Source organism: Streptomyces synnematoformans (assembly GCF_039531005.1).
GTDB classification, from domain to species: Bacteria; Actinomycetota; Actinomycetes; order Streptomycetales; family Streptomycetaceae; genus Streptomyces; species Streptomyces synnematoformans.
The window spans coordinates 1-20,640 of sequence record NZ_BAAAPF010000110.1 but is presented as its reverse complement, the minus strand read 5'-3'; the positions used below and the strand labels follow the sequence as shown (position 1 = coordinate 20,640).

The following is a 20,640-nucleotide window of genomic DNA, read 5'->3' as shown; positions in this document are numbered from 1 at the left end:
CAGTTGCACCCACGTAACTGCGTGATCTGTGAGACAGATTGAAGTGCCAACATAATCGGCGAACTCCACGGCTGGGCCGCCAGCAACGCCATGAACCTCAACCAGCCCCGCACGGCCCTGACCCACTACGAGTCCATCCCCGCCGCCCACCGCGCCGAGGGCTACAACACCCAGGCCTACCCGCGCGCCGCGGCCCTGCGCCACGCCCGCACCGCCGAAGCCCACATCGCCGTCGGCGACCTCGACGGCGCGCTGGAGAACGCCCACCAGGCCATAGACCACCTCGGCGGCGTCACCTCCGTCCGCGGTACCTCCACCCTCACCGAACTACGCACCCGCCTCGACGCCCACCGGTCGACGCCCGCTGTCCGCGACTTCCTGGCCCGCACTGCGTAGCGGAACGGAAACCCGGCCACCGGCCACTGCGGTATCGCTCGTACGGTGAGGGGTTTCAGTCGGTCTGCCGCGGGGCCTGAGGGCAGGGGCCGTCTGCCCCCGCCGACTGGGGCGGAGCAGGGGGGTCGTGGAGCGTGCTCGGCCCCGGCCCGGCCGTGGGGATGAGGTGTTCCACCGTCACGGTGAGCAGGCCGTTCATCCTCCGCTGCATCGCGGTAGCGACGGTGGCGGCCAGCTGCCCGTCGGCACATCCCACGGCCACGGTGACCGGCCCGCCGCCCGTCCCGCCACGGAAGGCCGCCACCAGAGGGATGATGCCCTCGACCAGGTCCGCAGCTTCCGCAGCGCCTTCCGTTTTCAGTTCCACCTGGGCGCATGCGTCACAGACGGTCGCGCCGGAGGGGGCGGCGATGTCGTCGGGCTCCCGTTCCGAACCGCCGAACTGCTCACGCAGGTCGAGCGTGATATCCGTACCGGGGAAGGGGAGCGGGCCGCGTGCGAAGCTGAAGCTCATGACGCGCACCGCCGGTTCCTCGGCTGAGCCGCCTGCGGCCGAGCGGCCCGTCGGATCGCTGTCACCGTTATTGATCATTGCTTTTCCCTTCGCAGTACGAACGGATCGTGGCCGGGGCGTTCGGTGCCGGCGCCGGGTGGCGGTCGGGCAGTGGCCGGGCAGGGTGGTGTGTCTGCGGTCGTGCGGGCCCGGTCCGGCCGGGGGCGGAATCACGCGAGGAGACCCCCGGCCGGCGGGGGATGGTCTCCAGATAGGCGGTGGAGGGGACCCCCGGGCGGATCGGGCCGGGGATCCTGTCGGCTATGTGCTCCGGAAGCAGCGCGCACGCGCGGCCGTGTTCCTCCAGGCACCAGGCGCTGATCAGCCGTCGGCGCGGGGTGATGGCGGTGAGATGGCGGGCGGCCAGCTGGACGCCCAAGAACGTGAACGCCAGCTGGCCAGGCTGGCCGTGTCGGCGGATGCAGTGCACCGTCAGCAGGGTCACAGGCTCGACTCGAATACCGAGCTGGCGCGCCACCTGCCGCTGAGCTGCCTCACCGGGCGAATCCTCCGGTCCCACGATGCCTCCGGGCAGCGTCCAGGACTGGTCACGTCCAAGCCGGCGCACCAGCAGGACCCTGCGCCGGACGTCGGTCAGCACCATCGCCGCGGTGAGGACGTGGCCTGGGCCGGGATCCGTCGTGTTCATGCCGTCCGCCTGTTCATGATCGAGTAAAGGTGCTGAGTCCAGAACTCGGCGCGGACCGGTAGCGGTGTGCCGCCGACATCGGCGATGGAGCCGACTCGCACGGAGGAGATAGCGGGCACCAGTTCCTCGCTGAGGTAGATGCGGTGGGTGCGGCCCGACCCGCCACCGCCGGGGCCGAGGCGCTCGGTGAAGTCCACGGCGCGTGGCTGGCGGAACCGCCGGCGTGCCCAGCGGGCGGCGTCGCAGTATCCGGCCTGGTGTAAGGCGTCGTCGGGCCGGTCGTCAGGCCGCCGCTTTCCGTCGCTGCCGAGATAGCTGCGGCGCGCGGGGAGCACGGTGCGCGAGATGGTCGTCGGGGTGTCGCCGACCGGAAAGGAGTGCCATGATCCGCCCACGGTGCACAGCCGCTGGCCGCCGTCCTCGCGGTCCCCGTCGTCTTTGCCGTGTTCCCCGGTGAGCCAGCGCACCCACCAGTCGGCCTCCTCCAGCCGGATCGTGGAGTTGTCCGGGCAGGACTGCTCGGAAGCAAGGCGCCACCACCGGCGGCTCGGTCGGCCCTCCACCACGAGCCGGACCGCGATGCCGGACCGCGGGTGGTAGAGCGAGCCGCAGTCCTCAGCGGAGGACTCGACCACAAGCCGGCCGCCCTGCTCCACCGTGCGCACATAGACCGCGGTCCGAGGCTTCGGGGCCATCTCGGCAGTGGCGGCCGGGTAGCCGGTCATCCCCAGCACGTCGGCCAGGTCGTTGATCGCCTCCGGCGGGATCTGCTGGCAGAACAGCACATCCGGGACCTGGCGGGCCAGCCACTCAAATGCCTCCACCGGTCGGTGAGGGCCGATGGCCAGGTTGATCAGCTGCAGCCTGCGCAGTCCCGCCCGGGCGGGGTGCTTCTTGTTGGTCAAGGTCGCTCCGTGCTCCTGTGTCGTAGAGTCGTCGGCCGCGGGCCCGGGAGCAGCACGATGGAAAGCTGCTCCGGGTCCCGCGGTTCGCGGCCCGCCACGGAGACGGCGGGCCGTCCGCCCTTCGGGTGCAGGGCGGAGCCTGCGGGGCCGGGCCTGCGGGGCTGCTACATCAGCAGCCGCGCGAGCAGATTCGCCGCCGCGATGAACAGCACGGAGCCGAGTGCGAACCCGACGGCGATCGACCGCAGTTGCTCGCCCGTGGTCGATACCGGTCATGCGGCGGCGCCGGCGGTCAGACGGCCGGGGTGGGAGACCTCTCGGACAGCAGACGGACGAGCCGGTCCAGGTGCAGCCGCGTGATCACCAGCCGGTGCGGGGAGATACGACGCGTGTCGGTCTCCGGCAGCAAGACGACGCTGTGGACCGCGCCGGCCACCCCGCCGGAGCCGTAGACGCGGGTGGTGCGCTGGCCGGCGTCGCGTACGGCGTTGGCGGCGACGGTGGGATCCACGGCATCCGGGAGCTTGCAGTGGCGGGCGGCGTAGCGGGCGAGGTCCTGGTAGACGGCCGGGTCACCGCCGGCCAGGACCGCATCCGGCACGGTGTCCGCCCACCATCCGAGTCCGTCGGTGCGGGTGCGGTGAGCGCGTTGAACGGCATCGCCGCTCGTCGAGAAGTCCGGCAGCATGATCTTGTGGTCGCGCTGCTGCGGGTAGCTCGCGGTCGGGCCGCCGGCGAGGATGACCGCGCCGTCGCGCACCAGACCGGTCAGCCACCCGGCCTCCCCCTCCCGCCATCCGGCGGCGTGCTGGCACATGCTGAACGACACCACATGCAGCTCCCCCGCTCCGGGGGCGATGTTCAGCTCCACCGGCATACGGACGGGGTTGTCCCACCATGCCCGGGACCGCGTCTCGGCAGCCCCGGCCGCGCTGAAGACCTCGGGGTTGATAGCCACCCCCACGGCGGTCCGGTCGCGCTCCTCGCCGTCCTCCCCCGACGGCGCGGACACCGCCCCCGGCATCCCCAGGTCGATCTGTCCGGTCTCGGCGAGCTTCGAGCCGGACAGCAGCACCACATCCGGGCCGATTCTGCGCAGTAGGCCCATGGCCTGCTCCCACTTTTCATCCGAAGAGCAGCCCTCTTCGTCAGCGTCTCCCAGGGCCCACAGGACGACATCAACCAACCTGCCCGGATCCTTCATCTCTCGTCTCTCTGCTTTCTCGGTGTGAAGTGGTCGATGATCCGTCCCGGACCGCGCAAACCGCGCTCCGAGACGGCCATCAAGCCGCCGACTCGTCGTCGCCGTCCTCGCGCCGGCGCAACCGGAGCAGAAGCGCGCGGAAGCCGGCCGCGGACCGCTCGGGCGGAAACAGCAGCGCCGACTCCCGAGCTACCCGCCGGGACTCCAACTCGGCGATCACACGGCCTTCGAGCCGCTCGGCGACCCGGCGGACAAGGCGCTCCTCCGCCGCAGTGAGGTCCTCGGACGTCGGGTCACGTGTCGGCACCAGGCGGGCGGCGTCAAGCCGCCGGTACCACTCGGGGTAGCGGCGGCGGACGCGCCTTGCCTTCAGAGCCCAATACGCCGTCGCAAGCGCCTCACGGAGCCTCACCGCCCGCCCCCCGACGTCGCGACGGGCGGCGCGGGTGCCGAGGACGACTCCGCGGGGAGCAGCAACACCGCCCAGACACGAGTGCCCGGGTGCATCCGGACCGCCCCCCATCGATGCGCAAGGGTGTCAACCATCGCCAGGCCCCGGCCGGACTCGTCCACGTCGCCGAGGCCGGGGCCGTCGGGATCGACCGCCGGGGGGATCCGGATAGGCCCGCTGTGCGGGCCCTGGTCGCTTACCCGGATCCTCAGCCGCCGCAGCTGCCCCCGGCCGGTGATCTGCACCTCCACGACGATCCCGGCGCTTTCGGTGTGCACCACAGCGTTCGTCGTCAGCTCCGTGACGATCAGCGCTGGGTCGTCTGTCTGCGCGTCCGGGATCCCCCAGGCCAGCAGCCAGGTTCGCACCAGCGTCCGCGCGGTGGCCGGCGTCCGGGCGCAGCCGCCCGGCAGTACCACGCACCCGCGGGGGCGGCGGAGACGAGCATCAGCCCGCGTCGCGAGGAGATCGCACGTGACATCCGCGACGGTCACACGCTGCCCGATCACGAGCACACCTGCCCGGCCGCAACCGGCACCACCGCGCGCCGCAGCAACGCGGCCCCTACCGCCACACACAGCGCATCGGGATCGGTCCACCGCACCGAGCACGCCCCGGGCGCAACCAGCCACCGACGACCCGTCACCGACCCAGGCGCCGGCCAGCGCGTACGACACGCAGGCACGCACGTCGTGCCCGGCAGCGCCGGCCACGGTCCAGCGGTCCCCGCGGAGACTACGAACTCCACCGCCTGCCGGGCAGAGATAACGGCCACCAGACCGAGCGGTACACAGGCCCGCCGCAGCCGATCCAGCACGTCAAGCCCTAACCCGCTGGTCGTGCGTAGGGCATCGGCGCAGGGCACATGGCCAGGGGTCGTTCGGGGGCTGCTCGCCTCGGCAGCCTGCATCGAGCCGATCATGAGGCGCCTCGCTCTCGGGTCGGCCGAGACGCAAGCGATCAGAAAGTGATCAGAGCGCTACGCCTCGTTGTCTCTGCCAGTATGGGAGCAGAAACTTCTGCTAGCAACTGCACTGAGAAGATTCACAATCTTCAGTGATCAAAAATTGGACGTACCGGGCGATTACGCCCTGACCCTGTGGTGAGGCAAGATGAGAGGCAACAGCATGAGGAAGAGAGGCCGCCGCATGTCCCGTTCGCCGAACCTGACCATGCGTCTGCGGCGGCTCGGCAGAGAACTGCGGAAGTTGCGTGAAGATTCCGGGCTGACGATCGAGGACGCGGGGCACGCAATCGAGCGCTCCGACTCGACCATTAGCCGGATCGAGAACGGCAGCAGGAAGCCTCAGTTGATCGAACTCAAGGGGCTCCTCGACGCCTACGGCACCCCCGCCGAGGTTCGCGAGGCGCTGCTGAACCTGTTGCGACAGGGTCCTGAACAGGGCTGGTGGGAGGCATTCGAGGACACCCTTCCCTCGACTCTAACCACGTACATCGGGCTGGAGGCGGATGCTGCCACGCTGCGCGTGTACGCACTGGCACTGGTTCACAGCCTGCTGCGCACCGAGGAGTACTCGCGCGCTGTCCTGCGAGCGGGGCGCCCCACCGCACCGGTCGACGAACTCGAAAATCTCGTGACGTTCCACGCCCGCCGCCAAGAGGTGCTGCGACGCGAACCCCAGCCGCTCGCCTTGCTCGTCGTGCTCGACGAGGCATGCCTGCGACGGGCGATCGGCGGGCCCGAAGTGATGCGCGCCCAGGTCGAGCACCTGATCCACTGTGCTCGGAACGTCCCGAACATCACGCTTCAGATGCTCCCGTTCAGCAAGGGCGCACATGCCTCGCTGAACGGCTCCTTCACGATCTTGGACTTCCCCGACCCAACCGAACCCGGGGCCGTCTACATGGACACACCCGGCGGGAACCTCTACATGCAAAAGCCCCACGACACACGGCGTTTTGACGCCACATTCGGTGACCTACGCGGCATAGCGCTGGACGAGAGCGAGTCAGTGCGGCTCCTGGAGCGCGCACTTGAGGAGATGTAACGGATGACTCCAGACCTGAGCAAGGTGGCGTGGCGCAAGGCCAGCCTGAGCGAGACCGCCAACGGCTGCCTGGAGGTAGCCCTCCTCGATGACGGCCGCGTCGCGATTCGCGACAACGAAGCCCCCGACAGCCCGCCGTTCGTCGTGACCGCCCACGTATGGGCGTGCTTTCTCGACGGCGCCAAGAACGGTGAGTTCGACCCCCCTCGCTGACAGCACTCTACCTGCCGCAGAGGAGAGCTAATGATCAGCCCACTGGCTCCCCTGACCGCCCGGCGGAAGTCAACCCGTCCAGCGCCAGGTGGTCCAAAGCCAGGGCCTCCAGAGGAGACAACGGCCGATGCATCGAGGTCGCATTCCTCGATGACGGAAAGATCGCCTTCCGCGACAACGAGGACCTGCAGGACCCGCCCTTCATCGTGAGCCGCTACGTGTGGGTGTGCTTGGCAGACGGAGCGAAAGGCGGAGAGTTCGACCCGTCTTGAGTAGTCAACGACAACACCGGAGGGGTGGTACCCATTGGCTAATGGGTACCACCCCCTCCTTCACTTCGCGCATCTGCCGCTCGTCAAACGCCGACCGGGCGCCCGTTGATCGCACGGCGGCGCTGGCCTCGCGCTCTTCCCTACTCAGTTCGGGCAGGTACAACCGGTATCCCCCCCCCCGCGACTCCGCTCGGTATAGCCTTCCGGATGCCGGTGGTGGAGGTATGCCCAGCGACAAGCGACGCTCTTGGAGTACATGGCCTCGCCGGGCAAGGTGCCTTGGACGGCCTACCGCTTGACCTGGACCGTGTTGGTGATCACTAGCTGACCCCGGCTCTCCGGGTTTCGCACCCCGTTCCCATGGGTCTGGGTCCCCTGCCGAGGACACCGAGGGGAAACGGAATGGCCGACCGGCACCCCACCCAGCGGCCCACGCGGACGGCGAAAGCGCCGTTCACACACGCCGGCCGCCGAGACGGCGATCCCCCCGATTGATCGCACGACCCAGGCGTAAAACGGCGTACACGTGTCCCCCTGCACTTGCTCGCCCTTCTGTGCTCTCCAGCCAATATCCAGCCAGCGTGCGGAGAACGACAGATGACGACAGGTGACGAGCCGTCAGACTATCCAGCCAAAATCCAGCCACCGTACGCGCACGCGGGCGGCCTAAAACCGGACCGCCCACGGCTGACCTGGGGATTTGCTATTTCGACAGAGCCACGGTATTGCGTGGCCTATACATTGAAGCGGAACTCCGCTACGTCGCCGTCGCGCATCACGTAGTCCTTGCCCTCCATGCGGGCCTTGCCCGCTGCGCGGGCTTCCGGGACCGAGCCCGTGGCGACCAGGTCGTCGAAGGAGATGACCTCCGCCTTGATGAAGCCCTTCTGGAAGTCCGTGTGGATCACGCCCGCCGCCTCCGGGGCCGTCGCGCCCTTCCTGATGGTCCAGGCGCGGGCCTCCTTCGGGCCGGCGGTCAGGTAGGTCTGCAGGCCCAGGGTGCGGAAGCCGACGCGGGCGAGGGTGACCAGGCCGGGTTCTTCCTGGCCTACGGACTGGAGGAGTTCGAGGGCGTCGGCCTCGTCGAGTTCGGCGAGTTCGGATTCGAGTTTGGCGTTGAGGAAGATGGCCTCGGCCGGGGCGACCAGGGCGCGCTGTTCGTCCTTGAAGGACTCGTCGGTCAGTTCGTCCTCGTCGACGTTGAAGACGTAGAGGAACGGCTTCGCCGTCAGCAGGTGCAGGTCGTGCAGGGGGGCGTGGCGTTCGGTGCCCTGGGCGATGCCGGCGGCGAAGAGGGTCTGGCCGGCTTCGAGGAGGGTCTGGGCCTCCTCGATGGCGGTGAGTTTGGGGGCGAGGTCCTTCTTGATGCGGGATTCCTTCTGCAGCCGCGGGAGTACCTTCTCGATGGTCTGCAGGTCGGCGAGGATCAGCTCGGTGTTGATGGTCTCGATGTCGTCCCGGGGCGAGACCTTGCCGTCGACGTGGACCACGTTCTCGTCCCGGAAGGCGCGGATGACCTGGCAGATCGCGTCGGACTCGCGGATGTTGGCCAGGAACTTGTTGCCCAGGCCCTCGCCCTCGCTCGCGCCGCGCACGATGCCGGCGATGTCGACGAAGTCGACCGTCGCCGGGAGGACGCGCTGGGAGTCGAAGATGCCGGCCAGGGTGGCGAGGCGGGGGTCGGGGACGCCGACGACGCCGACGTTGGGCTCGATGGTGGCGAACGGGTAGTTGGCCGCCAGCACCTCGTTCTTGGTCAGGGCGTTGAAGAGGGTGGACTTGCCGACGTTCGGCAGGCCGACGATTCCGATCGTGAGCGACACGTGAGCGACTTCCGGTACGGGGTACGGGGACGGGGTCGCGGCGCGGCGGACCCGGCTGTCGATTCTACGGGTGCCCGCGACGCGCCCGGAGCGTGTGCGGCCTGCGGGATCCCGGCACTCCGAATGAGCGCATTCTGTGCCCCTCCCGCCGTTTCCGCTGCCCGGGGGCCTACCGTGGAGCGATGCAGCATCACCGTACGAACACGGATCCCGACGGAGAGCGACGGCGGGCTCACGTCCCGCGACCGGCGCGCGAGCCCGCGGGCGGCGGCGCCGGGGCGGAGGAGAGCGCCGGGGTGTACCGGGCGGCGGCGCGGCGGCCCGTGCCGCCGGTGGTGCGTACCCTGCTGCGGCCCGCGGGGCCGCGGCTGACGGCGGCCGGCGGAGGGCTGCTGGCGGCGGCGGTGATGCTGGGTACGGGGACGTTCGTGCAGGTGGCGATGGGGACCGCGCCGGTGCTCTTCGGGGTGGTGTTCCTGGTGCTGTCGGTGTGCTGCGCGCTGTGGGTGCGGCCCGCGGACGTCGTCGCGGCGCCGATCGCGATGCCGATCGCCTTCGCCGCCGGGACCCTGGCCGTCGGCGAGGGCTCGGGCGGCGTCACCTCGCACGTGATGGCCGCCGGTACGTCCCTGGCCCTGGAGGCGCCGTGGCTCTACGCGGGCACGCTGCTGGCCGCCGCCGTCGCGCTGCTGCGGCACTTCGCGCTGCTCGCCGTACGGCGCAGCTCCGGCGGGGCCGGCGGCGCCGACGGATCCGGCGGGCCTCCCGAGCGGTCGTCCTCCGGGGCGCGGCGGGCGGCGCACTCCCGGCCGCGGCACCGGGTCCCGGACCAGCAGCCCGCCGCGGTCAGCCCGCCCCGCCGGCGCCCAGTGCGGCAGCCTCGGCGCGCAGGTCGCGGCGGAGCTCCTTCGGCAGGGAGAAGGTGACCCGCTCGTCCACCGGCTGCACCAGGTCGACGTCCGCGTAGCCGCGCTCCGCCAGCCACTCCAGCACGCCGTCGACCAGCACCTCCGGCACCGACGCCCCGGACGTCACGCCCACCGTCGCCACGCCGTCGAGCCACGTCTCGTCGATCTCCTCCGCCCCGTCGACCAGGTACGAGGCCGCGGCGCCGGCGTCGAGCGCGACCTCGACCAGCCGCTGCGAGTTCGACGAGTTCTGCGAGCCGACGACGAGCACGAGGTCGGACTCCGCGCCCACCTGCTTGACCGCGACCTGCCGGTTCTGCGTGGCGTAGCAGATGTCGTCGCTCGGCGGGTCGAGCAGGTTGGGGAAGCGGCTCTTGAGCCGGTCGACGGTCTCCATGGTCTCGTCCACCGACAGCGTGGTCTGCGACAGCCAGACGACCTTCTCGGGGTCGCGCACCTCGACCTGCTCGGCGCCCTCCGGGCCGTCGACGAGGTGGACGTGCTCCGGCGCCTGGCCCGAGGTGCCGACGACCTCCTCGTGGCCCTCGTGGCCGATGAGGAGGATGTCGAAGTCGTCCTTGGCGAACCGGACGGCCTCCTTGTGTACCTTCGTCACCAGCGGACAGGTCGCGTCGACCGCGGCGAGCCGGCCCTGCTTCGCCTCCTCGTGCACGACGGGGGCGACGCCGTGCGCGGAGAAGATCACGATGTTGCCGGGCGGCACCTCGGCGGTCTCCTCGACGAAGACGGCGCCCTTGCGCTCCAGCATCTTGACGACGTACTTGTTGTGCACGATCTCGTGGCGCACATACACGGGTGCGCCGTACTGCTCAAGCGCCTGCTCCACGGCGATCACCGCCCGGTCGACGCCGGCGCAGTAGCCCCGGGGAGCGGCGAGAAGGACGCGGCGGGCGGGCTGCGGGGTGCTTGAGGCAGTCATAGGGCCATGGTACGGAACGCCCCCTCCGGGGCATGAGGGCGCGGCCGCGAATGTGCCGCCCGCCGGAGCCGCCCGGGTGTCGTACCCCGCCGCTAGGCTCGGGGCCATGGCGGTGAACACGGCCGAGACCCCCATGCCCGTCGGGGTGGTCTCGCGGAAGATCGGCGGCTGGATCGACCGGCTCGGCGCGCTGTGGGTGGAGGGGCAGATCACCCAGCTGTCGCGGCGGCCGGGCGCCGGCGTGGTCTTCATGACGCTGCGCGACCCGGCGCAGGAGGTCTCCCTGACCGTGACGTGCTTCCGCGACGTCTTCGACAAGGTGGCCGATGTCATACAGGAAGGCGCCCGCGTCGTCGTCTTCGCCAAGCCCGTCTGGTACGCGCCGAGCGGTCAGCTCTCGCTGCGCGCCGCCGAGATCCGCCCCGTGGGCGTGGGCGAACTGCTCGTGCGGCTGGAGCGGTTGAAGAAGGCGCTGGCCGCGGAGGGGCTGTTCGCGCCGGAGCGCAAGAAGCCGCTGCCGTTCCTGCCGCGCCGTATCGGGCTGGTGACGGGGCGGGCGTCGGCGGCGGAGCGGGACGTGCTGGAGACGGCGCGGCACCGGTGGCCGGCGGTGCGGTTCGAGGTGCGGCCGGTGGCGGTGCAGGGGGTGCACGCGGTGCCGCAGATCGTCAAGGCCGTGCAGGAGCTGGACGGCCATCCGGAGGTGGACGTCATCATCGTCGCCCGCGGCGGCGGCAGCGTGGAGGACCTGCTGCCGTTCTCGGACGAGCAGCTGGTGCGGGCCGTCGCCGCGTGCGGTACGCCGGTGGTCTCCGCGATCGGCCACGAGCCGGACAACCCGCTGCTGGACCATGTCGCGGACCTCCGCTCCCGTACGCCCACGCACGCCGCCAAGGACGCCGTGCCGGACGTCGGCGAGGAGCACGCGCGGATAGAGCAGCTGCGGCTGCGCGCGCTGCGCGTGCTGACGGGCGTGCTGGACCGCGAGGAGCGCGGGCTCGCGGCGTGGATGAGCCGGCCGTCGATGGCCGAGCCGCACGGGATCGTCGACGAGCGCGCGGAGGTGGTGGACGCGCTGCTGGCGCGCAGCCGGCGCACCCTGGCGCACCGGCTGGACCGCGCCGACTCCGAGTTGGAGCACACCCGCGCCCGGGTCGTCGCCCTCTCCCCCGCCTCCACCCTGAAGCGCGGCTATGCGGTGCTGCAGCGGCGGGACGGCTCGGCGGTGCGGGCGGCGGACGAGGTGCGCGCGGGCGAGGAGCTGCGCGCCCGGGTCGCCGACGGGGAGTTCGGTGTCACGGTCGGGCCGGTGTCGTAGGCGGGTCCTAAGGTGGGGGCCATGGCGGAGACGAAGGACCGGGGGGCTCCCGGCTACGAGCAGGCGCGGGACGAGCTGATGGAGGTCGTGCGCCGGCTGGAGTCCGGCGGTTCGACCCTGGAGGAGTCCCTGGCGCTGTGGGAGCGCGGGGAGGAGCTGGCGCGGATCTGCCGGCAGTGGCTGGACGGCGCGCGCGAGCGGCTCGACGCGGCGCTGGCGGAGTCGGGGGACGAGGAAGCGGAGGGGGAGGAAGAGGAAGACAAGGGGGAGGGTGGCGACGTGGCGGGCGAGGAGGAGGCGGCCGGGCCGGGGGGCGCGGGCCGTACGGGCTGACGCCCGCTCACTTCCGCATCGGCAGGGAGCGGCGTCCGCTCACTTCTCCTTCAGCGCCTTGACCATCAGCTCCATCTGCTCCAGGCTGCCCGTGCCGGTCACCACGGTCGTCACGCCGTCGCCCTCGTGCACCAGCGCGTCGTACGTCCTGCCCTCGTACCGCGCCCACTCCTCGCCGGCCACCTGCCGGCTCTCGCCCGTCGCCCGCGCGCCGCGCGTGACCTTGCGGACGAAGCCGGCGGACTTCTCGCTGCCCTGCTCCAGCGCCACGTACTCGTCGTCGGGCGTGACGAAGCCCAGGTGCCACGTCGTGCCGTGGTCGCCGGTGCCGCGGTACGTCACGGAGTTGGCCCGCCACTCGTCGGGCAGCCCCACCGGTGCCACGACCGGGAACGGCGCGGCGCGGCGGGCCTGACCCAGCTCCTGGGTGTAGGAGACGGCCGCCATCTGGTTGCCGTCGTCCCCGCGCGGGATGGCGCCGAAGTAGACGACCAGCGCCACGCCGCAGGTGATCGTCAGTGCGCCCACGAGGTTGCGCACCGTCCGCAAGCTGTTCCTGTCTGCCACCCCTCTATGGTCCCTCATCCCGGAGCGGCCCCTTCCCCGGGGGCGGGCACCCGCCGGGACGGAGCGGCACGACCCGCTCATCCGAGGGGTGGTGTGCTCAAAATGGCGATAAACCGATAGGCTCGTGCCACCCCCTATCGAGCCCCCTATACCCCTACTCCCCGCTCCCGCGCCCCGCCCGCCCCCGAAGTCCGTCGACCGAGCGGAAAGGTCCTCCCCGGATGCCGCAGTCCCACGAGACTCCCCACCACCTCCCCGAGCAGCTGGAGGTGGCCCCCGAGGCCCCCGACCGCAACCTCGCCCTGGAACTCGTCCGGGTCACCGAGGCCGGCGCCATGGCCTCCGGCCGCTGGGTCGGCCGCGGCGACAAGAACGGCGCCGACGGCGCCGCCGTACGCGCCATGCGCACCCTGGTCAGCACGGTCTCGATGAACGGCGTCGTCGTGATCGGCGAGGGTGAGAAGGACCACGCCCCGATGCTCTTCAACGGCGAGCGCGTCGGCGACGGCACCGGCCCCGAGTGCGACGTGGCCGTCGACCCGGTCGACGGCACCACGCTCACCGCCAAGGGCATGGGCAACGCCGTCTCCGTGCTCGCCGTCGCCGAGCGGGGCGGCATGTTCGACCCGGCCGCGGTCTTCTACATGGACAAGCTCGCCACGGGCCCCGAGGCCGCCGAGTACGTCGACATCAACGCGCCCGTCGCCGCCAACATCCGCCGCGTGGCCAAGGCCAAGGGCGGCACCGCGCAGGACGTCACGGTCTGCGTGCTGGACCGGCCGCGCCACGAGGGGCTGGTGCAGGAGATCCGCGAGGCCGGGGCGCGGATCAAGTTCATCTCCGACGGCGACGTCGCCGGCGCCATCATGACCGCCCGCGACGGCACCGGCGTCGACCTGCTGCTCGGCATCGGCGGCACCCCGGAGGCGGTCATCGCGGCGTGCGCGATGAAGTGCCTGGGGGGCACGTTCCAGGGCCGGCTGTGGCCGCGGGACGACGAGGAGCGCGGGCGGGCACTCGACGCCGGCCACGACCTGGACCGTACGCTGCTCATCGACGACCTGGTCAGCGGCGAGAACGTGTTCTTCGTCGCCACCGGCATCACGGACGGGGAACTGCTGCGCGGCGTGCGCTATCGCGCCGACCGGGCCTACACGCAGTCGCTGGTGATGCGGTCGAAGAGCGGCACGATCCGGCAGATCGAGTCGGAGCACCGGCTGTCGAAGCTGCGCGCGTACAGCTCGATCGACTTCGACCGGCCCCAGTAACCGGAGTAACCGGGTAACCGGAGTAACCGGCCCGGCGGGCTGTACGGACGTACGGGCGCAGGGGCGTACGAGCCCGCCGGACGCGGCCGGCAGAACCGTTTGCCCAGACCTCGCGGACCGCCTCAGCCCGCCTGGGCTATCCCCCGCGGCGCGGTCAGCTTCTCCGCGGTGTCCCGCCGGCGGCGCCGGGCCTGCACGACCCGCCGCTCCGCCGCCGTGAGCCCGCCCCAGACGCCGTACGGCTCGGGCAGCAGCAGCGCGTGCTCGCGGCACTCGACCATCACCGGGCAGCGCGCGCAGACCCGCTTCGCGGCGGCCTCGCGCGACAGCCGGTCGGCCGTCGGTTCCTTCGACGGTGCAAAGAACAGCGCGGCCTCGTCCCGCCTGCACACCGCCTCCGTGTGCCAGGGATCCCCCTCTTCCCGCCGGCCGGAGCGCTGGATCGGCACCCGGGCTTCCTGCAGGGACTGCTGGTGGGACTGCAGCACGGTCCACTCCTGACGACGGCGTTGGCGGATCAGGGACAAAGCCGTCTCGCTGGGCGTACGACCGTTCGCACCTGCAGCCGTACGGAGGAGACGATGCACGTGCTCTACCCGCTGTGCGCGCGCTTATGCGCCGAGTCGCCACCCGGGATGGAGGGGCTCCTTCCGTGTCTCCGGGGGGCAGTTGGGGCGGCCCGGCGGGCTCAGTGGCCCAGCCCGTGCTTGCGCATCCGGTCCGTCAGGTTCTTCAGGAACTTGCCCTTCTTGCCCTTGGCGTCCACCCCGCCGAAGAGGGCGAAGCCCGTCACGACCACCACCGGCGCACGCGGGTCGTCCGCCTCCTGCGCCTGCACGTCGAAGCCGCCGAAGATGGCGGTGCCGGAGCCGCGCAGGGACACGTTCTCCGGGACCTTGATGTCGACGCCGCCGAAGATGGCGGTCGCGTTGATCACGATCTCCTGCTGGTGGAAGACCGCCTCGGTCAGATCGATGTCCACGCCCCCGAAGAGCGCGAACGCCGACGTCCTGCGGCCCACGCTCCAGCGGCCCTTGCGCCCGGAGCCGCTGAAGATCGCGACGAGGGTCTGCGGCTGCGGCGGCGGGTACGACTGCGGGGGCGGAGCCGCCGCCGCGCCGGCCTCGCGCCGGCCCACGGGCAGGTCGCGTACCAGCGGCTCCAGTTCGCCCACGGTCTTCGCCTGGTACACGCCGTCGATCCGTTCGGCGTGCTCCTCGGGGTCCAGCCGCCCCTCGGCCAGCGCCTCGCGGAGGATGTCGGCCACCCGGTCGCGGTCCGCGTCGGAGGCGCGCAGCTCTCCTTCCGCGACCGGCTTCTTCGACAGCGAGGGCTGGGCGGCGGGCACGGGGGCGTTGTCGCGCGAGGTCTCGTCCACGGCACCAGCGTAACCAAACGCGATACATCGTGACTAGAGTCCGTCCGGGCCGGGAGGGGCACCTCGCGCCGCCGCCCCCGCACCGCCGTCCTAACCTGGAGGGCGCACCGCCGCCGCCGACCGACACGCAGAGGAACGCGATGACCGCCACCGCCCGCCCCGCCAGCCCCGCGTTCCAGTACACGGACCTCCTCCCCCTCGGCGCGGACACCACGACGTACCGCCTGCTGACCACGGAGGGCGTACGCACGGTCGAGGCCGGCGGGCGGACGTTCCTCGAAGTCCGGCCCGAGGTGCTGCGGCTGCTCGCCGCCGAGGCGATGCACGACATCTCGCACTACCTGCGCCCCGCGCACCTCGCCCAGCTGCGCGCCATCTGCGACGACCCCGAGGCGTCGGCCAACGACAAGTTCGTCGCGCTCGACCTGCTGAAGAACGCCAACATCTCGGCGGCCGGCGTGCTGCCCATGTGCCAGGACACCGGCACCGCGATCGTCATGGGCAAGCGCGGCCAGCACGTGCTGACCGAGGGGCGGGACGAGGAGGCGCTGTCGCGCGGGGTGTACGACGCGTACACGAAGCTCAACCTCCGCTACTCCCAGATGGCCCCGCTGACCATGTGGGACGAGAAGAACACCGGCAACAACCTGCCCGCGCAAGTGGAGCTGTACGCGGCCGACGGGGACGCGTACAGGTTCCTCTTCATGGCCAAGGGCGGCGGCAGTGCCAACAAGTCGTTCCTCTACCAGGAGACGAAGGCCGTCCTCAACGAGGCGTCGATGCTCCGCTTCCTGACGGAGAAGATCCGCTCGCTCGGCACGGCCGCCTGCCCGCCGTACCACCTCGCGATCGTCGTCGGCGGCACCTCCGCCGAGTACGCGCTGAAGACCGCGAAGTACGCCTCCGCGCACTATCTCGACTCGCTGCCCACCGAGGGCTCCCCCGCCGGCCACGGCTTCCGCGACACCGAGCTGGAGGCCAGGGTCTTCGAGCTGACGCAGACCCTCGGCATCGGCGCGCAGTTCGGCGGCAAGTACTTCTGCCACGACGTGCGCGTCGTCCGGCTGCCGCGGCACGGCGCGTCCTGCCCGGTGGCCCTCGCGGTCTCCTGCTCCGCCGACCGGCAGGCGCTGGCGAAGATCACGGCGGAGGGCGTCTTCCTGGAGCAGCTGGAGCACGACCCGGCGCGCTTCCTGCCCGACACCACCGCCGCGGAGCTGACCTCGGGCACGGCGGGCACGGCGGGCACGGCGGCCTCCGCGGCCTCCGCGGCCCCCGTGGACGACGTCGTACGGATCGACCTCGCCCGGCCGATGGCCGAGGTGCGGGCGGAGCTGACGAAGTACCCGGTCAAGACGCGGCTGTCGCTCAGCGGCCCGCTCGTCGTGGCGCGCGACATCGCGCACGCGAAGATCAAGGAGCGGCTGGACGCCGGCGAGGAGATGCCGCAGTACCTGAAGGACCACCCGGTGTACTACGCCGGCCCGGCCAAGACCCCCGAGGGCTACGCCTCCGGATCCTTCGGCCCGACGACGGCGGGGCGGATGGACGCGTACGTGGAGCAGTTCCAGGCGGCGGGCGGCTCGATGGTGATGCTGGCCAAGGGCAACCGCTCGCGGCAGGTCACCGACGCCTGCGCCGCGCACGGCGGCTTCTACCTGGGGTCGATCGGCGGGCCGGCGGCGCGGCTGGCGCAGGACTGCATCAGGAAGGTCGAGGTCCTGGAGTACGAGGAGCTGGGCATGGAGGCGGTCTGGCGGATCGAGGTGGAGGACTTCCCGGCGTTCATCGTCGTGGACGACAAGGGGAACGACTTCTTCACCGACCCCGGACCGGAGAAGCCGTTCGTGACCAGCATCCCGGTGCGGGGCGCGGCGCAGCCGTAGCGGGGCGCGCCGGGCGCGTACGTACGGCGAGGGCGCCCGGGTCGTGCCGGGCGCCCCTCGCGGGCGTACGCGCCTGCCGGTACGCCGGCGCCACGGACCGCGCGCCTATCCGCGCCGGCGTGCCGCCGCCCGCCGCCGGAGCGCGAACACCGCGGCCCCGCCGCCGAGCAGCAGCGCGCCGGCGCCCAGCCCGTAGCCCAGGCCCCTCTCGGAGTCTTCTGCGGCCCGCTGCCCGCCGTCGCTGTTGCGGCCGTCGTCGCCGGTGCGCGCCGGCTCGTCGGTGAGCTTGTCGATGTCCGGCGCGCACACCACCGGGACGTTCGCGCCCTTCTTGTACGCGCACGCCGTCGCCACCAGGTTGCCCTGCGTCGAGGCCGTCTCCGCCATCCGCGTCCGCGCGGTGAACTCGGAGTGCTTGTGCCCCTTCAGGTTCGCGGTCCAGACCACCTCGCGCCCGCGGAGCCTGCCGCCCTCGCCCGGCTCGACCAGCTCCAGGCCGTCCGGCAGCATGTGCCGGACCTCGATGCCCCTGATCGGCCTGTCCTGCAGGCTGGCGACCCGGATGGTGTACGTGGCCTCCTGGCCGGGGCCGGAGGTCTTGCGCGCGTTGTCGATGGCGATCTTCATCGCGGGGCCGGACACCCCCTGCACGTCCTTCCCCTTGTCGTCGTCCAGCGGACGGGGCGCGGCGCCCGCCGGCTGCGCGGCGGCGGCGAGCAGGGCGCAGGCGAGCGCGGCGGCGCGTACCCCGCCGGGGATGCCGTTGCCGCGGAGGCCGCGCGCGCCGCGGAAGCCGTGCGGGCTGCGGGGACTGCGGGGGCGAAGGCTGGTCGTCACGTCACTCCTCGGGCCGAACCTGTCCGATGTCTCCCGGTTTCTTCCGGTCCTGCTTGATTCCACCGCGCCGCCGCGCACGCCCGCCGCAGCCGCCGCGGCAAGTCCGCGGCGTCCCCCGCCGAATCCACCGTTCGGCGCACGGGCGGTGTCGGTAGGCGGTCGTATCCTCGGCAGCATGAGCCAGCCCGACGCCCAGTCCCCCGCCGAACGCCCCGGATCCGACGGCTTCCGCACCGAGCACGACTCCATGGGCGAGGTCCGCGTCCCCGCCCGCGCCAAGTGGCGCGCCCAGACGCAGCGCGCCGTGGAGAACTTCCCGGTCTCCGGGCTGCGCCTGGAGTCCGCCCACATCGCCGCGCTGGCCCGGATCAAGGCCGCCGCGGCGAAGGTCAACGCCGAGCTGGGCGTGCTGGACGGGGACGTCGCCGCGGCCGTGCAGGCGGCGGCGGAGGAGGTCGCGGCGGGCCGCTGGGACGCGGAGTTCCCGGTCGACGTCTTCCAGACCGGCTCCGGCACGTCGTCGAACATGAACATGAACGAGGTGCTGGCGACCCTCGCGCAGGAGAAGCTGGGCCCCGGCGGGCCGGTGGTCCACCCCAACGACCACGTCAACGCCAGCCAGTCGTCGAACGACACGTTCCCGTCCTCCATCCACATCGCCGCCACCGGCGCGGTCGTGCACGACCTGATCCCCGCGCTGACGCATCTGCAGGCCGCGCTCACGGGCAAGGCGGAGGAGTTCGCGGAGGTGGTGAAGTCCGGGCGTACGCACCTGATGGACGCCACGCCCGTCACCCTCGGCCAGGAGTTCGCGGGCTACGCCGCCCAGGTCGGCGCCGGCGTCGAGCGGCTGCGCTCCGCGCTGCCGCGGCTGGCGGAGCTGCCCCTGGGCGGCACCGCGGTCGGTACGGGCATCAACACCCCGCCCGGCTTCGCCGCCGCCGTCATCGCCGAGGTGGCGCGGACCACCGGGCTGCCGCTGACCGAGGCCCGCGACCACTTCGAGGCGCAGGGCGCCCGGGACGGCCTGGTGGAGACCTCGGGCCAGCTGCGCACGATCGCCGTCGGGCTCACCAAGATCTGCAACGACCTGCGCTGGATGGGCTCCGGGCCACGCACCGGGCTCGCCGAGATCGCCCTGCCCGACCTGCAGCCCGGCTCGTCGATCATGCCGGGCAAGGTGAACCCGGTGGTGCCCGAGGCGGTGCTGATGGTCTGCGCCCAGGTCGTGGGGAACGACGTGACGGTCACCACCGCCGGCGCCTCGGGCAACTTCGAGCTGAACGTGATGCTGCCCGTCCTCGCCCGCAACGTGCTGGAGTCCGTACGGCTCCTCGCCAGCGCCGCCCGCCTGCTCGCCGACCGCACGGTCGACGGCATCACGGCGCACGCCGCCCGCGCCCGGGAGTACGCGGAGTCGTCGCCGTCCGTCGTCACGCCGCTCAACCGCTACCTCGGCTACGAGGAGGCGGCCCGGGTGGCGAAGAAGTCGCTGGCGGAGCGCAAGACGATCCGCGAGGTGGTGCTGGAGGGCGGCTACGTGGAGCGCGGGCTGCTCACGGAGGAGCAGTTGGACCGTGCGCTGGACGTCCTGCGGATGACCCGGCCGTGACGGGGGGCCGCTGGATACCATCGGCGGATGCACGGGGCAGACGCGACGACTGACGGCGGTGGGAACAGCGGGAACGGCGGTGCCGGGACGGCCGGCCGGGACGGCGCGGAGGCCCGGTGGGCCCCGGGGGACCACATCCTCTGGCGCTACCGCGCGGGCCGCCCCGACGCCCCGGACGCGGCCGGCGACGGCACCCTGGGCCGTACCGTGGCCGTCTGCCGCCCGGTCACCGTCGTCCGCGACGACACCGAGACGCTCGCCGTCTGGGTGGCGCCGGACACCGAGTGCGTACGCCCCGTGCTCGCCGACGGCACCGAGCTGCACCGGGAACCGCTGGTCACCCGCTACACCAAGCCGCACCGGCCGCACCGCACCCGCTGGTTCGGCGCCGGCGTGCTGAAGCTGGCCCGGCCCGGCGAGCCGTGGTCCGTCTGGCTCTTCTGGGAGAACGACTGGAATTTCAAGTGCTTCTACGTCAACCTCGAAGCACCGCGGGTGCGGTGGTCCGGGGGCGTGGACTCCGAAGACCACTACCTGGACCTCGTCGTGCACGCGGACCGCTCCTGGGAGTGGCGCGACGAGGACGAGTTCGCCGCGGCCCAGCGGGCGGGCCTGATGTCCGCGCCCCGGGCCGCGGCCGTACGGGAGGCCGGCCGACGGGCGGTCGACGCCGTCCAGGCGTGGGGGCCGCCGTTCTCCGGGGGCTGGGAGCGCTGGCGGCCGGACCCGAAGTGGACAGTTCCGCTTCTTCCGGCGGATTGGGACCGCACACCGGCTCGCTTGTCTTCATGAGCCTCTTGCTGCGCCCCGGTAGGTCAAACGTAGGATCGACGTCCACAGCACCGCAGTGCCCACAACTCAACCCGCCCTGTGGAGACTTGGGCGGAACGGCCGGATGGACGGTACCGACACGTGACGGAGCGCGACAGGCGGCGGGCAGCCGCCGAGCGGACGGAGTCCGGCAACACCCTTGCCGCCTCCGGCACGGAGGAGGCGGTGTCGCCCACCGCAGCACCCGCGAGCCCGGGCGACGGCATCCCCGACCCACGTGACGCGCTGCCCGGCGCACGGCCGGCCCCGCCGGCCCCGCCGCCCGCGCCGACCGCCCCGGGCGGCGG

The 20,640-nt window shown here is 71.9% G+C and carries 23 protein-coding genes and 1 pseudogene; 12 read left to right on the top strand and 12 right to left on the bottom strand.

From position 1 onward, the window contains the following. Positions 1-90 precede the first annotated feature (90 nt). Positions 91-396, top strand: coding sequence for a hypothetical protein (locus tag ABD317_RS17740; protein WP_344290940.1), 306 nt, complete (start codon positions 91-93; stop codon positions 394-396). 55 nt (positions 397-451) lie between these two features. Here the strand turns inward: ABD317_RS17740 and ABD317_RS17735 are convergent, their stop codons facing one another. From ABD317_RS17735 to ABD317_RS17710, 6 genes are all read right to left on the bottom strand, one after another. Then, on the bottom strand, positions 452-919 hold the full coding sequence (locus ABD317_RS17735) for a hypothetical protein (RefSeq protein WP_344290939.1): 468 nt from the start codon (positions 917-919) through the stop codon (positions 452-454). 58 nt (positions 920-977) lie between these two features. After that, entirely contained in the window at positions 978-1,598 is a 621-nt protein-coding gene (locus ABD317_RS17730; protein ID WP_344290938.1) for an NUDIX domain-containing protein, read from the bottom strand. After that, positions 1,595-2,503, bottom strand: a complete 909-nt coding sequence (locus ABD317_RS17725) for a hypothetical protein (protein WP_344290937.1) — start codon at positions 2,501-2,503, stop codon at positions 1,595-1,597. Before ABD317_RS17725 ends, ABD317_RS17730 begins: the two co-directional genes overlap by 4 nt. Before the next feature lie 292 nt (positions 2,504-2,795). Next, positions 2,796-3,611, bottom strand: coding sequence for a hypothetical protein (locus tag ABD317_RS17720; protein WP_344290935.1), 816 nt, complete (start codon positions 3,609-3,611; stop codon positions 2,796-2,798). A gap of 175 nt (positions 3,612-3,786) precedes the next feature. Next, complete coding sequence (locus tag ABD317_RS17715) at positions 3,787-4,119, bottom strand: hypothetical protein (protein ID WP_344290934.1); 333 nt, start codon at positions 4,117-4,119, stop codon at positions 3,787-3,789. Next, positions 4,116-4,577, bottom strand: coding sequence for an ATP-binding protein (locus ABD317_RS17710; RefSeq protein WP_344290942.1), 462 nt, complete (start codon positions 4,575-4,577; stop codon positions 4,116-4,118). The genes ABD317_RS17715 and ABD317_RS17710 overlap by 4 nt, the downstream gene beginning before the upstream one ends. A 729-nt stretch (positions 4,578-5,306) precedes the next feature. Here ABD317_RS17710 and ABD317_RS17705 point away from each other — a divergent pair. The 3 genes from ABD317_RS17705 to ABD317_RS17695 are packed head-to-tail and all read left to right on the top strand — an operon-like array spanning position 5,307 to position 6,652. Continuing rightward, positions 5,307-6,167 (top strand): helix-turn-helix domain-containing protein, encoded by an 861-nt coding sequence (locus tag ABD317_RS17705; protein WP_344290932.1) that lies wholly within the window; start codon positions 5,307-5,309, stop codon positions 6,165-6,167. A 3-nt stretch (positions 6,168-6,170) separates the two neighbouring features. Beyond that, positions 6,171-6,380, top strand: coding sequence for a DUF397 domain-containing protein (locus ABD317_RS17700; protein WP_344290931.1), 210 nt, complete (start codon positions 6,171-6,173; stop codon positions 6,378-6,380). After that, a complete protein-coding gene (locus ABD317_RS17695) occupies positions 6,377-6,652 on the top strand; it encodes a DUF397 domain-containing protein (protein ID WP_344290941.1) in 276 nt (91 codons plus the stop codon). Before ABD317_RS17700 ends, ABD317_RS17695 begins: the two co-directional genes overlap by 4 nt. Positions 6,653-7,386: 734 nt before the next feature. Here ABD317_RS17695 and ychF read toward each other — a convergent pair. Then, positions 7,387-8,475, bottom strand: coding sequence for a redox-regulated ATPase YchF (gene ychF / locus ABD317_RS17690; RefSeq protein ID WP_344290930.1), 1,089 nt, complete (start codon positions 8,473-8,475; stop codon positions 7,387-7,389). Between the two features lie 182 nt (positions 8,476-8,657). On the opposite strand from ychF, the gene ABD317_RS17685 reads away from it, so the two are divergent. After that, positions 8,658-9,401 (top strand): DUF6542 domain-containing protein, encoded by a 744-nt coding sequence (locus ABD317_RS17685; RefSeq protein ID WP_344290929.1) that lies wholly within the window; start codon positions 8,658-8,660, stop codon positions 9,399-9,401. On the opposite strand, the gene ABD317_RS17680 is transcribed toward ABD317_RS17685, so the two are convergent. Beyond that, positions 9,322-10,323: a 4-hydroxy-3-methylbut-2-enyl diphosphate reductase gene (locus tag ABD317_RS17680; RefSeq protein ID WP_344290928.1), complete on the bottom strand. Its 1,002-nt coding sequence runs from the start codon at positions 10,321-10,323 to the stop codon at positions 9,322-9,324. The two genes, ABD317_RS17685 and ABD317_RS17680, sit on opposite strands and share 80 nt — an antisense overlap. 106 nt (positions 10,324-10,429) lie before the next feature. On the opposite strand from ABD317_RS17680, the gene xseA reads away from it, so the two are divergent. Then, positions 10,430-11,641, top strand: coding sequence for an exodeoxyribonuclease VII large subunit (gene xseA, locus ABD317_RS17675; protein WP_344290927.1), 1,212 nt, complete (start codon positions 10,430-10,432; stop codon positions 11,639-11,641). Positions 11,642-11,662: 21 nt separating this feature from the next. Then, positions 11,663-11,974: an exodeoxyribonuclease VII small subunit gene (locus tag ABD317_RS17670; RefSeq protein WP_344290926.1), complete on the top strand. Its 312-nt coding sequence runs from the start codon at positions 11,663-11,665 to the stop codon at positions 11,972-11,974. A 39-nt stretch (positions 11,975-12,013) separates the two neighbouring features. Here the strand turns inward: ABD317_RS17670 and ABD317_RS17665 are convergent, their stop codons facing one another. Continuing rightward, positions 12,014-12,541 (bottom strand): DUF4245 domain-containing protein, encoded by a 528-nt coding sequence (locus tag ABD317_RS17665; protein ID WP_344290925.1) that lies wholly within the window; start codon positions 12,539-12,541, stop codon positions 12,014-12,016. Between the two features lie 221 nt (positions 12,542-12,762). Here ABD317_RS17665 and glpX point away from each other — a divergent pair, with 221 nt between their 5' ends. Further along, positions 12,763-13,809: a class II fructose-bisphosphatase gene (glpX, locus tag ABD317_RS17660; protein WP_027754487.1), complete on the top strand. Its 1,047-nt coding sequence runs from the start codon at positions 12,763-12,765 to the stop codon at positions 13,807-13,809. Between the two features lie 122 nt (positions 13,810-13,931). Here the strand turns inward: glpX and ABD317_RS17655 are convergent, their stop codons facing one another. Then, positions 13,932-14,297, bottom strand: a complete 366-nt coding sequence (locus ABD317_RS17655) for a WhiB family transcriptional regulator (protein ID WP_027754488.1) — start codon at positions 14,295-14,297, stop codon at positions 13,932-13,934. A 200-nt stretch (positions 14,298-14,497) separates the two neighbouring features. Next, positions 14,498-15,187, bottom strand: coding sequence for a DUF1707 SHOCT-like domain-containing protein (locus ABD317_RS17650; protein WP_027754489.1), 690 nt, complete (start codon positions 15,185-15,187; stop codon positions 14,498-14,500). A 140-nt stretch (positions 15,188-15,327) separates the two neighbouring features. Here ABD317_RS17650 and ABD317_RS17645 point away from each other — a divergent pair, with 140 nt between their 5' ends. Then, a complete protein-coding gene (locus ABD317_RS17645) occupies positions 15,328-17,073 on the top strand; it encodes a fumarate hydratase (RefSeq protein ID WP_344290923.1) in 1,746 nt (581 codons plus the stop codon). A gap of 105 nt (positions 17,074-17,178) precedes the next feature. Here the strand turns inward: ABD317_RS17645 and ABD317_RS17640 are convergent, their stop codons facing one another. Continuing rightward, positions 17,179-17,910: a hypothetical protein gene (locus ABD317_RS17640; RefSeq protein WP_344290921.1), complete on the bottom strand. Its 732-nt coding sequence runs from the start codon at positions 17,908-17,910 to the stop codon at positions 17,179-17,181. Positions 17,911-18,085: 175 nt separating this feature from the next. Between ABD317_RS17640 and ABD317_RS17635 the strand changes: the two genes are divergently transcribed. From ABD317_RS17635 to ABD317_RS17625, 3 genes and pseudogenes are all read left to right on the top strand, one after another. Then, positions 18,086-19,522, top strand: a complete 1,437-nt coding sequence (locus ABD317_RS17635; protein WP_344290920.1) for a class II fumarate hydratase — start codon at positions 18,086-18,088, stop codon at positions 19,520-19,522. A gap of 27 nt (positions 19,523-19,549) precedes the next feature. After that, positions 19,550-20,314, top strand: coding sequence for a cytidylyl-2-hydroxypropylphosphonate hydrolase (fomD, locus tag ABD317_RS17630; RefSeq protein ID WP_344290919.1), 765 nt, complete (start codon positions 19,550-19,552; stop codon positions 20,312-20,314). Positions 20,315-20,434: 120 nt separating this feature from the next. Continuing rightward, positions 20,435-20,640 (top strand): annotated as a pseudogene (locus tag ABD317_RS17625) (hypothetical protein); the annotation flags it as partial.

Excerpts from the sequence above, each read along its gene's own strand:
- glpX (WP_027754487.1), top strand. The coding sequence starts at position 12,763 with ATGCCGCAGTCCCACGAGACTCCCCACCACCTCCCCGAGCAGCTGGAG.
- ABD317_RS17635 (WP_344290920.1), top strand. The coding sequence starts at position 18,086 with ATGAGCCAGCCCGACGCCCAGTCCCCCGCCGAACGCCCCGGATCCGAC.
- ABD317_RS17720 (WP_344290935.1), bottom strand. The coding sequence starts at position 3,611 with ATGGGCCTACTGCGCAGAATCGGCCCGGATGTGGTGCTGCTGTCCGGC.
- xseA (WP_344290927.1), top strand. The coding sequence starts at position 10,430 with ATGGCGGTGAACACGGCCGAGACCCCCATGCCCGTCGGGGTGGTCTCG.
- ABD317_RS17680 (WP_344290928.1), bottom strand. The coding sequence starts at position 10,323 with ATGACTGCCTCAAGCACCCCGCAGCCCGCCCGCCGCGTCCTTCTCGCC.
- fomD (WP_344290919.1), top strand. The coding sequence starts at position 19,550 with ATGCACGGGGCAGACGCGACGACTGACGGCGGTGGGAACAGCGGGAAC.
- ABD317_RS17705 (WP_344290932.1), top strand. The coding sequence starts at position 5,307 with ATGTCCCGTTCGCCGAACCTGACCATGCGTCTGCGGCGGCTCGGCAGA.
- ABD317_RS17670 (WP_344290926.1), top strand. The coding sequence starts at position 11,663 with ATGGCGGAGACGAAGGACCGGGGGGCTCCCGGCTACGAGCAGGCGCGG.
- ABD317_RS17645 (WP_344290923.1), top strand. The coding sequence starts at position 15,328 with ATGACCGCCACCGCCCGCCCCGCCAGCCCCGCGTTCCAGTACACGGAC.
- ABD317_RS17740 (WP_344290940.1), top strand. The coding sequence starts at position 91 with ATGAACCTCAACCAGCCCCGCACGGCCCTGACCCACTACGAGTCCATC.
- ABD317_RS17700 (WP_344290931.1), top strand. The coding sequence starts at position 6,171 with ATGACTCCAGACCTGAGCAAGGTGGCGTGGCGCAAGGCCAGCCTGAGC.
- ABD317_RS17685 (WP_344290929.1), top strand. The coding sequence starts at position 8,658 with ATGCAGCATCACCGTACGAACACGGATCCCGACGGAGAGCGACGGCGG.
- ABD317_RS17730 (WP_344290938.1), bottom strand. The coding sequence starts at position 1,598 with ATGAACACGACGGATCCCGGCCCAGGCCACGTCCTCACCGCGGCGATG.